The organism is Mycobacterium sp. (assembly GCF_052145595.1).
In the GTDB taxonomy this organism is placed as follows: Bacteria; Actinomycetota; Actinomycetes; order Mycobacteriales; family Mycobacteriaceae; genus Mycobacterium.
In genome coordinates this window covers 1-9,756 of the sequence record NZ_JBKQOI010000065.1, presented here as the reverse complement: position 1 = coordinate 9,756, position 9,756 = coordinate 1, and the positions used below count along the sequence as shown (strand labels likewise).

At 68.1% G+C, this 9,756-nt stretch carries 10 protein-coding genes and 1 pseudogene; 6 read left to right on the top strand and 5 right to left on the bottom strand.

Features of this window, described 5'->3' with window-relative positions; genetic code table 11:
* Window positions 1-146 precede the first annotated feature (146 nt).
* From rfbD to ACLP4W_RS04600, 3 genes are read left to right on the top strand one after another with little or no spacing between them, the layout of a single operon-like run.
* On the top strand, window positions 147-1,070 hold the full coding sequence (rfbD, locus tag ACLP4W_RS04610; RefSeq protein ID WP_442384565.1) for a dTDP-4-dehydrorhamnose reductase: 924 nt from the start codon (window positions 147-149) through the stop codon (window positions 1,068-1,070).
* Complete coding sequence (locus ACLP4W_RS04605; protein ID WP_442384563.1) at window positions 1,063-1,950, top strand: glycosyltransferase family 2 protein; 888 nt, start codon at window positions 1,063-1,065, stop codon at window positions 1,948-1,950. The genes rfbD and ACLP4W_RS04605 overlap by 8 nt, the downstream gene beginning before the upstream one ends.
* Window position 1,951: 1 nt before the next feature.
* On the top strand, window positions 1,952-3,031 hold the full coding sequence (locus tag ACLP4W_RS04600) for a sugar phosphate nucleotidyltransferase (protein WP_442384561.1): 1,080 nt from the start codon (window positions 1,952-1,954) through the stop codon (window positions 3,029-3,031).
* Between the two features lie 35 nt (window positions 3,032-3,066).
* Here the strand turns inward: ACLP4W_RS04600 and ACLP4W_RS04595 are convergent, their stop codons facing one another.
* Genes ACLP4W_RS04595 through cofD form a run of 4 tightly spaced genes read right to left on the bottom strand, consistent with a single transcriptional unit; the run spans window position 3,067 to window position 7,584 of the window.
* Window positions 3,067-3,657 (bottom strand): NUDIX hydrolase, encoded by a 591-nt coding sequence (locus tag ACLP4W_RS04595; protein WP_442384559.1) that lies wholly within the window; start codon window positions 3,655-3,657, stop codon window positions 3,067-3,069.
* A complete protein-coding gene (locus ACLP4W_RS04590) occupies window positions 3,600-5,183 on the bottom strand; it encodes an Eco57I restriction-modification methylase domain-containing protein (protein ID WP_442384557.1) in 1,584 nt (527 codons plus the stop codon). Before ACLP4W_RS04590 ends, ACLP4W_RS04595 begins: the two co-directional genes overlap by 58 nt.
* Window positions 5,184-5,194: 11 nt before the next feature.
* Complete coding sequence (locus ACLP4W_RS04585) at window positions 5,195-6,550, bottom strand: coenzyme F420-0:L-glutamate ligase (RefSeq protein WP_442384569.1); 1,356 nt, start codon at window positions 6,548-6,550, stop codon at window positions 5,195-5,197.
* A 23-nt stretch (window positions 6,551-6,573) separates the two neighbouring features.
* Complete coding sequence (cofD, locus tag ACLP4W_RS04580; protein WP_442384555.1) at window positions 6,574-7,584, bottom strand: 2-phospho-L-lactate transferase; 1,011 nt, start codon at window positions 7,582-7,584, stop codon at window positions 6,574-6,576.
* Between the two features lie 467 nt (window positions 7,585-8,051).
* Between cofD and ACLP4W_RS04575 the strand changes: the two genes are divergently transcribed.
* Window positions 8,052-8,387 carry a WhiB family transcriptional regulator gene (locus tag ACLP4W_RS04575; protein WP_442384553.1) on the top strand — a complete coding sequence of 112 codons (336 nt, stop codon included), beginning with the start codon at window positions 8,052-8,054 and terminating at the stop codon, window positions 8,385-8,387.
* An 11-nt stretch (window positions 8,388-8,398) separates the two neighbouring features.
* Here the strand turns inward: ACLP4W_RS04575 and ACLP4W_RS04570 are convergent, their stop codons facing one another.
* Window positions 8,399-8,821 carry a metallopeptidase family protein gene (locus ACLP4W_RS04570; RefSeq protein WP_442384567.1) on the bottom strand — a complete coding sequence of 141 codons (423 nt, stop codon included), beginning with the start codon at window positions 8,819-8,821 and terminating at the stop codon, window positions 8,399-8,401.
* 173 nt (window positions 8,822-8,994) lie between these two features.
* On the opposite strand from ACLP4W_RS04570, the gene ACLP4W_RS04565 reads away from it, so the two are divergent.
* Together ACLP4W_RS04565 and manB are read left to right on the top strand one after the other, a co-directional pair.
* A complete protein-coding gene (locus tag ACLP4W_RS04565) occupies window positions 8,995-9,441 on the top strand; it encodes a DUF3499 domain-containing protein (protein WP_442384551.1) in 447 nt (148 codons plus the stop codon).
* A 111-nt stretch (window positions 9,442-9,552) separates the two neighbouring features.
* Window positions 9,553-9,756 (top strand): annotated as a pseudogene (gene manB / locus ACLP4W_RS04560) (phosphomannomutase/phosphoglucomutase); the annotation flags it as partial.

Genomic DNA, 9,756 nt, shown 5'->3' with positions numbered 1-9,756 from the left:
CCCGGTGCCGAAAACGACCGCGACGGTCAGCACAGTGGCGACCACACGAACCACACGTTGCACAGGCATCACACAAGGTTACTTGCGACACAGCTCCTTGTCGGGTAGCGAGCGGCGGCGTGCCTGGCCCGTGCCAGACTCGACACATGTCGGACAGGATCGTGATCACCGGCGCTGCCGGGCAACTGGGCAGGTGTCTGGCGGAGCTGGCAACAGGTCAGGACCGTGACGTGCTGGCGCTGACGTCGTCCGAGTGGGACATCACCGACCCGGCCGCGGCCGGGCGGATCGTCCAGGGCGGCGACGTGGTGATCAATTGCGCCGCCTACACCAACGTCGACGGCGCCGAGAGCGACGAGGCCCGGGCCTACGCGGTCAACGCCGTCGGCCCGGAACACATCGCGCGCGCCTGCGCGCGCGTCGGCGCCCGGTTGATCCACGTCTCCACCGACTACGTGTTCAACGGCGACTGCTCGGACTTCCAGGGGCGCGCGCCCCGGCCCTACGAGCCCAGCGATGAAACCCATCCGCAGGGCGTGTACGGACGCACCAAGTTCGCCGGTGAACGGGCCGTGCTGGCGGCGCTGCCGGAGGCCTCGGACGGCATCGTGGTCCGTACCGCCTGGGTCTACACCGGCGGCACCGGCAAGGACTTCGTTGCCGTCATGCGCCGACTGGCCGCCGGGGACGGCCCGGTGGACGTGGTCGATGATCAGGTCGGATCACCGACCTACGTCGCGGACCTGGCCGGCGCGCTGCTGCAGGTCGTCGACGATCGCGTGCCGGGTCCGATCCTGCACGCCGCCAACGGGGGTGAGGTCTCCCGCTTCGAGCAAGCCCGCGCGGTGTTCGAAGAATGCGGTGCTGATCCGGCCCGCGTGCGGCCAGTCAGCAGCGCCGAGAATCCGCGGCCGGCGCCACGCCCGAGCTACTCCGCGCTGTCGAGCCGGCAGTCCGCCGCGGCGGGCCTGACACCGCTAAGGCCCTGGCGCCCTGCACTTGTCGCGGCGCTGGCAGCATCTGGCAGCACCGCCGCGGCCGGCCGACCGTTACCCTCTACAGGTGACTGACGTCCTGCCGGTCGTGACGGTGACCTACTCGCCGGGCCCCCACCTGGAGCGGTTCCTGGCTTCGTTGTCGCTGGCCACCGAGCGCCCGGTGAGTGTCCTGCTGGCCGACAACGGCTCCATCGACGGAACTCCACAGGCGGCGGTCGAGCGCTATTCGAACGTGCGGCTGTTCGACACCGGCGCCAACCTCGGGTACGGAACCGCGGTGAATCGTGCGGTCGCACAGTTAGACGAAGATGATGACTGGGTGATCGTGGCGAACCCCGACGTGCAGTGGGGCCCGGGCAGCATCGACGCCCTGCTGGACGCGGCCACCCGCTGGCCGGGTGCCGGGGTGCTGGGCCCGCTCATCCGGGATCCCGACGGGTCGGTGTATCCGTCGGCGCGCCACCTGCCCAGCCTGATCCGCGGCGGCATGCATGCGGTGATCGGGCCGTTTTGGAAGCGCAACCCGTGGACGACGGCGTACCGCCAGGAGCGCCTGGAGCCCAGCGAGCGGACGGTGGGCTGGCTGTCGGGGTCCTGCCTGCTGGTCCGCCGGTCGGCCTTCAGCCAAGTCGGCGGATTCGACGAGCGCTATTTCATGTATATGGAGGACGTCGACCTCGGTGACCGGCTCGGCAACGCCGGCTGGCAGAGCGTGTACGTGCCGTCGGCCGAAGTTCTGCACCACAAGGGCCACTCCACCGGGTACGACCCGGCAAGCCATTTGGCGGCACACCACAAAAGCACCTACATCTTTCTGGCCGACCGGCATCCTGGTTGGTGGCGGGCCCCACTGCGCGCGACGCTGCGGGTCTCGTTGGTGGTGCGCTCTCGCCTGATGGTGCGTAGTTCACTGCGAAGTCGTAGACGGAATGCGGCAGAAAGGCGGCGTTGAATTGACAACCTCCCAGGTCGATGCGGTGGTCCTGGTCGGAGGCAAGGGCACCCGGCTGCGGCCACTGACGCTCTCGGCGCCCAAGCCCATGCTGCCGACCGCCGGGCTGCCATTCCTGACCCATTTGTTGTCGCGGATCGCCGCGGCGGGCATCGAGCACGCCATCCTGAGCACGTCGTATCAGGCGTCGGTGTTCGAGGCCGAGTTCGGTGACGGGTCCAAGCTGGGTCTGCAGATCGACTACGTGACCGAGGAGGTCCCGCTGGGGACCGGCGGCGGCATCGCCAACGTCGCCGACTACCTGCGGCATAACACCGTGATGGTGTTCAACGGCGATGTGCTGTCCGGCGCAGACCTGGGCCAGTTGCTGGTGTTCCACCAGACCAACCACGCCGACGCCACCCTGCACCTGGTTCGGGTGGGTGATCCCCGGGCTTTCGGCTGCGTGACCACCGACGGAGACGGCCGGGTTACCGCCTTCCTGGAGAAGACGCAGGACCCGCCGACCGACCAGATCAACGCCGGCTGCTATGTCTTCGAACGCAACATCATCGACCGGATTCCGCGGGGCCGGGAGGTCTCGGTCGAACGCGAGGTGTTTCCGGCCCTGCTCTCCGATCCGGACGTCAAGATCTGCGGCTACGTCGATTCCACCTACTGGCGCGACATGGGCACACCGGACGACTTTGTTCGCGGTTCGGCGGATCTGGTGCGCGGGATCGCCCCGTCACCGGCCCTGCGCGGTCACCGCGGCGAACAGTTGGTGCACGACGGCGCGGCGGTGTCGCCGGGCGCGGTGTTGATCGGCGGCACGGTCGTTGGGCGGGGCGCCGAGATCGGGCCCGGCGCCCGGCTGGACGGCGCGGTGATCTTCGATGGCGTCAAGGTCGAGGCCGGCAGCGTGATCGAGCGCTCGATCATCGGCTTCGGCGTCCGCATCGGTCCGCGAGCGCTGATCCGCGACGGCGTGATCGGCGACGGCGCCGACATCGGTGCCCGGTGCGAGCTGCTGCGCGGCGCCCGGGTGTGGCCCGGCGTCTCCATTCCCGACGGCGGGATCCGCTACTCGTCCGACGTCTAGGTCCTCGCCGAGTGTGACGCTGCAGTCACCGTCGGCTAGTGGCGCAGGGCCCGGCCGACCAGATACGCCAGCGCGAGATCGGTTCCGTCCGGCAACGCGGCGGCCGGCCACCACCGCAGGTCCTCCGACTCGTCACTGATCGCGATCTGTGCGCCGGCCGGCGCGTGCGCGACGAACTGTAAGTCGAGGTGGCGTGTTGGCACGCCCAGCGAGCACACCACCGGGTGGACGTGAACGGCGGCCAGTTCGGGCCCGATGCGCAGGTCGGCGACGCCGGATTCCTCGGTGGCCTCGCGCAACGCCGCGGCGATGATGTCGGCATCGTCATCGTCGCAGTGCCCGCCGAGCTGTACCCACCGGCCCAACCGTGGATGCAAGGTCAGCAGCACCTGGGTGCCGGTGTCGTCGAGCACCAGCGCCGAGGCGGTGACGTGGCCCGGTACGCACTCACGACGGCAGGCATCGGTACGGGCTTGCACGAAGGCCAGCACGGCGTGCCGCAGCGAATCCTGGGCCGGATCCGGAGCCTGCCAGTCGGTGAGGATCGAGATCGCCGACTCGCGGATGCTCAACGAGATCCCCGCCTCGTCCTGCGATCCCGAAGCGCGATCCACGCCGCGCGACATTCGCGCACGACCTCGCCTGACAGGCCGAGTTGATCGATCAGAACATGACGGTCGACGACGTCGAGTGCCTTCTCGATCTCGTTGGCCTTCAATAACAGATCGACGTCGCAGGCGAGTTCGGCGCCGGGATGCGCCGGTGCGGGAATGGGGAGCTGCTCGGCTTCCGTGGGTTCCAGCTCCAAGATGCCTCCGCCGTAACTGCGGCCGGTTATCTCCGCAAAGGCGAATGTCACGCTGTTGTGGAACACCGCGGCCAATGCGGTCGGGTCAACAGATGGTCTGAGCCGGACCCGATGCACCGTGTCCGTGCTCGTGGCCCCGGCGGCGTTGACGGTCAACCGTGGCGCACGGTGGATCTGGCGCAGCATGAAGAGATCGGGCATCCACAGCGACGGCGTGCTCCACCACGGCTTGCGGACCGAGCACTTGTAGCCGCGGTGGACGCCGGCGGCTTCGCCGGCCCGGATGTGGGCGGCCACAGCGGGATCGGTCGGATCAGGCGGCGCGTCGAGCAGCCAGGTTCGATGGCCGGCGGCGAGATCGCCTGCCCGGCAGTCGGTGTCGTAGACCAACCCGGACAGCTGGCTGCTGCGCGAGACGAGCGGCACGCAGTGCGGCTTCAGTCCTAGTTGCTGGGCCTGCGCATCGGTGAAGGTGAAGAAGCTGTTGCGGCCCGTCACAATGCCCACGTCGACGTCGGCGACGGACCCGAGCCGGGTCATGGCCTGCGACTGCTTGAGCGTGCGCAGCAGCTGGATCGCGGCGGGGTCCAGGAAGTATTTGGTCCACTTCTCCTTCTCGTGCATGAGCGCGGGAGCAGATTCGACGTCAAGGCCGGCCTCTGCGATTGAGGCCAGTGCGTCGGCGTCGCTGAGATGGACGGTGCGTATCTGGGCCGGGCCGGCACCGACGACACCGCAGAACAGCACGACCTCCTGCAGGATGCCCTCGAACACCAGTCGCTCGAATGTCAGCAGCGTGATCTCAGAGAATCGGCTCAGCAGAAAATCGCGCAACTGGGCGGCATAGCCGACTTGGAGCAACTCGGCCGGAAGCACCAGGCCCACCCGTCCGCCGTCGCGCACCAATACCGTGCTCGCGACGACGAAGGGGACCCAGGCGTTGGTCAACCTGCTGGGGCGCAGACGCTCGCGCCTCATCAGGTCCAAAGCCGGGCCTCGCTGATCGGCGGCCCAGTTGCCGAAGCGGATGTAGGGCGGGTTGCCGGCGACCCCGTCCCAGCCGCCGGCCTCGGTCGTGGCCAGCCAGGTGAACAGGTTCGCGGCGTCGACGGGGGCGAACTCTCGCGACTTCACCGCTTCGTGCGCGATGAGTTCCACACCGTGGACCTGGCTGCTGAGGGTGGCGAGCTCGCGCAGGATTCGGCCGTCGCCGCAGGACGGCTCGACAATTCGCGAACCCGCTTCAAGAACCCACCTGGCCAAGAATCGGGCAACGGGCACTGGCGTGTAGTAGCCGCCCCGGACCTTGTCGGCCGACGCCGCCGCCTTGCCCGCGAATTTCATGGGCTCAAGTATCACTTGCGGATCAGCAAATCCCCGGCGTCGGCGGGGTCGCGCAGGCCGGCCGGTTCCGCGGGATAGCCGATCGCGATGGCGCCCAACGGCTCCCAGTCCGGGGGCAGCTCGAGCTCGGTACGGACCAGGTCGGCGGCGAAGATCGTCGAGCCGATCCAACAGCTGCCCAGCCCCCGCACCGCCAACGCGACCAGCAGGGCCTGCACGGCCGCTCCGACCGCAACGGTGAACATGGTGTGCTCGGCGTCGGTGCGCGCGGCATCGGAATAGGCGTGGGCCCCGTCGGGCACCAGGAACGGGATGACGACCTCGGGTGCATCGTAGAGGATCTGACCGCGCGCCACCCGCCGTTCGACGGAGTCGGGAGACCTGCCGTCACCGGCAAGGTCTACGCGCCACTTATCTTTCATGCGGTCCAGCAGCCGCGTCCGGGTCTCCTCGGTCTGCAGCCAGACGAACCGCACCGGCCTGGTGTGGTGGGGGGCGGGCGCGGTAAGGGCCTCGGCGACGGCGGCTTCGACCAAGTCCGGCGGCACCGGCTCATCGCTGAACCGGCGCACCGACCTGCGCAGCAGTTGCGCCTGTTGGCGACCCATATCGAGGGCTTCGGCGGTGCCGAGCCAGAACAGGTCTTCGTCGCCCGGTCGCAGCAGTTTCCGGGCCGTTGAGCCGTCGTCCACCACAGTGAGCCCGCGCACGACGGCCACCGGCATCGCGGTCAGTTTGCCCTTGACCAGGTCGGCGGCCGCCGCGATCTCGTCGGCGATCGCGATCTCGGTGACGAGCAGCTCGTTGCCGTACCGGTCGACGGCTCCCAAATAGCTGTGCAGCACGGTCAGACCGGCCGCGCCGACAGCCGCGTCGGTCTGGCCGTTGCGCCAGGCGCGGCCCATCGTGTCGGTGATGACCACCGCGACGTCGACGCCGAGTCGCTCACGCAGTCCGGTCCGCAAGGCCGCGGCGCTGGCATCCGGGTCGACCGGAAGCAGCGCCAGTTCGTCGAGGTCGACGTTGGAACCGTCCACGCCGGCGGCGGCCTGAACCAGGCCGAGCCGGTTCTCGGTGATCAGCGTTCGGCCTTTGCGCGCCAGCACGCGTACCGCTTCATCGTCGACCAGCTTGCGTCGGAGTCGATCGCGCTCCTCGGCATCCCGTGGTGCCGGCACCAGCCGCCCCTCGCACTTGGACACCACCTTGCTGGTCACCACCACGACGTCCGCGTCGCGCAGCCAGGGAGCGGCCGCGGCGACCGCCGCACCCAGATCGTCACCGGGCCGAAATTCTCCGAACCCGCCGACGGGCAGGATCTCGATCGTGGCCGCGGTGCCATGGTCGCCGCCCGGCGGCTTGTTCAAATCCGGGGTCAAACCTGAGCCGGTCACGCCGCCACGCCCGCAAGTTCCAGCCCGGCGCTGACCATCTCGGCCGTCGCCTTGGGGTCGCTCATCAACAGGGGTACCGATCGCACTGCGACCCCCTCGATTTCGGCCGTGTCACCCTCATGCACCAGCCAGCAATCCAGGATTCCGGTGCCCCGCCGCGCCCCGTAATGGCGGCCAACCGCCTCAGCGGTGGATTCGACTCCGATCACGCGAAGGCATGCATCGGCCATGCCACGCAATGGCTTTCCGCCGATGATCGGTGAGTAGCCGACGATCGGGGCCCTGGCCGCCCGCAACGCGCCGCGGATGCCGGGGACGGCCAGGATTGCGCCGACGCTCACCACCGGATTGGACGGTGCCAGCAAGATGACGTCGGCGTCGGCGATGGCCGCTACCGCTTCAGTTGTGGCGCTGGCCTTTTCGGCGCCCACAAAAGCGAAGCTGTGCGTGGGGACCTGGGCCCGGTAGCGCACCCACCACTCCTGGAAGTGGATTGCCCGGCGAGTGTCGTCGGCCGGATCGGTTATCACGACGTGCGTCTCGCACCGGTCATCGCTGGCCGGCAGCAGCCGCGCGCCCGGTTGCCAGCGATCACACAGCGCCGCGGTGACCTGCGACAGCGGGTAGCCGGCATGCAGCATCTGGGTGCGCACCAGATGGGTGCCCAGATCGCGGTCGCCCAGTTGAAACCAGTCTGGCTGCACGCCGTAGCGCGCCAATTCCTCTTTGGCGTGCCAGGTTTCGTCGCGGTGACCCCAGCCTCGCTGCGGGTCGACGCCTCCACCCAAGGTGTACATGCAGGTGTCCAAATCCGGACAGACACGAACCCCGTGGATCCAGGCGTCGTCGCCGACGTTGACGACGGCGGTTAGCTCGTGGCTGTCGGCGGAGGCGTCCGGGGTATCCGGTTGCTGTTGGGTTTGGAACTGACCGAGCCCGAGCAGCTGCTGGACCCCTAGCAGGAAACGGGCGCCGCCGACCCCACCGACCAGAACGGTGACCTTCACATTGCCTGACAGTACTGCCCGACGACGATGCGGTCCGCAAGCGCGGGCCGCTGAGGAGTTGGGCGATTTAGCCGGGGCCCGACGACGATGCGGTCCGCGAGCGCGGGCCGCTGAGGAGTTGGGCGATTTAGCGGGGGCCCGACGACGATGCGAGCCAATTCAGGACCTCAAAAGGGAGTTTTTGCGCACTGTGATCGACACGCCGCGGCGCGAAAAACAACAGAAACGCCGAAATTTCGTCACGAGATGATATGGAAATGGGCCGTAACGCTTGACCCAGCAGGTCAACCCGTGTCTAATCACAACAGTGTCATTTCCCGGTTGGCCGGCCGATTCCGGTGTCGCAGACCGAGATTCGATCACATGTTCGAATTGTCTGTACATCAGAACAGTGGGAATCACTCACTCTCTCAAATCAAAGCTGAGGAGGCGGACGAAGCATGTCTTATGAGCACCTTCGGGGCGTTATGACAAGCACACCGCGCACCACCATTGGCTCGGTGCCGGCGGCAATTGCCCGTCCGCACCTGACTGTGGTTCCCGATGCGCCAGCCGCATTCGAACCCGAACCCCTGCCGCTGACCACGGACCAATGGCAGGACCGCGCACTTTGCGCCCAAACGGATCCCGAGGCCTTCTTTCCGGAGAAGGGTGGTTCCACCCGCGAGGCCAAGAAGATCTGCCTGGGCTGCGAGGTACGTCATGAGTGCCTGGAGTACGCCTTGGCGCATGACGAGCGCTTCGGCATCTGGGGCGGTCTCTCCGAACGCGAACGACGCCGCCTCAAACGCGGCATAATCTGACGCGCGCAAGGTTATTCGTCGTCGATCGTCGGGTCGATGACCGAGGGTTCGACGTCCAGGTAGATGGCCACCTGAGCCACCAAGATCTCGTGCAGCAATTCGCCGAGTTCGACGGTGTCCTTCGCCCGTCGCTCAATCGGTTTGCGGAACAACACAATTCGTGCCCGCGTGGCGTTGCCGCGGACGTCGACGCCCGCCGGAATCAAGCGGGCCAGTGCGATCGGTCCGTCGGCGATGACCTCGGGCGGCCACTGCACGCTGTCGGGGTCCTTGGCGGCGATACGGGGAATCTCATCGACCGCCACGTCGAGCTCAGCCACTCGGTCCTGCCAGCGCCGCTCGATGGGCTCGTAGGCCTCCAGCACCGCCATGTCGAACCGCTCGGCCCGGCTGCGCCATCCCGGCACCGTCGGCGGCAGCAGCGGACCGCGCATATCGCGGCCCCTCAGCGAGGCCCGGCGCGAAGCCGATCGGCGCCGCTGCCGATCGTTTTGCGGGGAGCTGCGCGAATCGCCCACGCGCCGATGGTAACGGTTGCACATCGTGGGTCGAACGGATGCGCGTGTCCGGCGCTTCGGCGGCGTTTCCGCACGATAGCCTTTCGATCGTGAACGTTCCCCGTCGCTGCTGCAGGCCCGGGTGTCCGCACTATGCCGTGGCGACCTTGACGTTCGTCTACTCGGACTCGACGGCCGTGATCGGTCCACTCGCTACCGCGCGTGAACCACACTCGTGGGACCTGTGCGTCGGCCATGCCGGCCGGATCACCGCACCCCGCGGATGGGACCTCGTGCGCCACGCCGGCCCGCTGCCCACCAACCCCGACGAGGACGACCTGGTCGCCCTCGCCGACGCGGTGCGTGAGGGCGGAGCGGGCGACCGGGGCCTGCCCCACGGGCGCAACGGCTCGCCACTGAACGGATTCTCCGACCCCCACATTCATCACACCCGAGCCCATGCCACCGCGCCCAGCAGTGGCCTGCTCGCCCCACCCGAGCATCGTTCCGGGCGCCGCCGCGGACATCTGCGGGTGTTGCCCGACCCCTCTGACTAGCGGTATCTGGCGCGGCGCGGAACCCTTGCGCACCGTTCCGGTCCGTGTTTCCCGCGGGCCGATAGGCTGACTCCAAGAGGCAAAGGATCCATGGCGTCAGGAGGCCCCCGTATGTCTCGGCCCGCCGCGACTGTCCACCGTGTCGTCAAGGCATACGACGTGCGTGGCCTGGTCGGCGATGAGATCGACGAGCCGCTGGTCACCGATCTCGGCGCCGCATTCGCCCAGCTGATGCGCGGTGAGGGTGCGCGGCAGGTGGTTATCGGCCACGACATGCGGGACAGTTCGCCGACGCTCGCCGCTGCTTTCGCTACC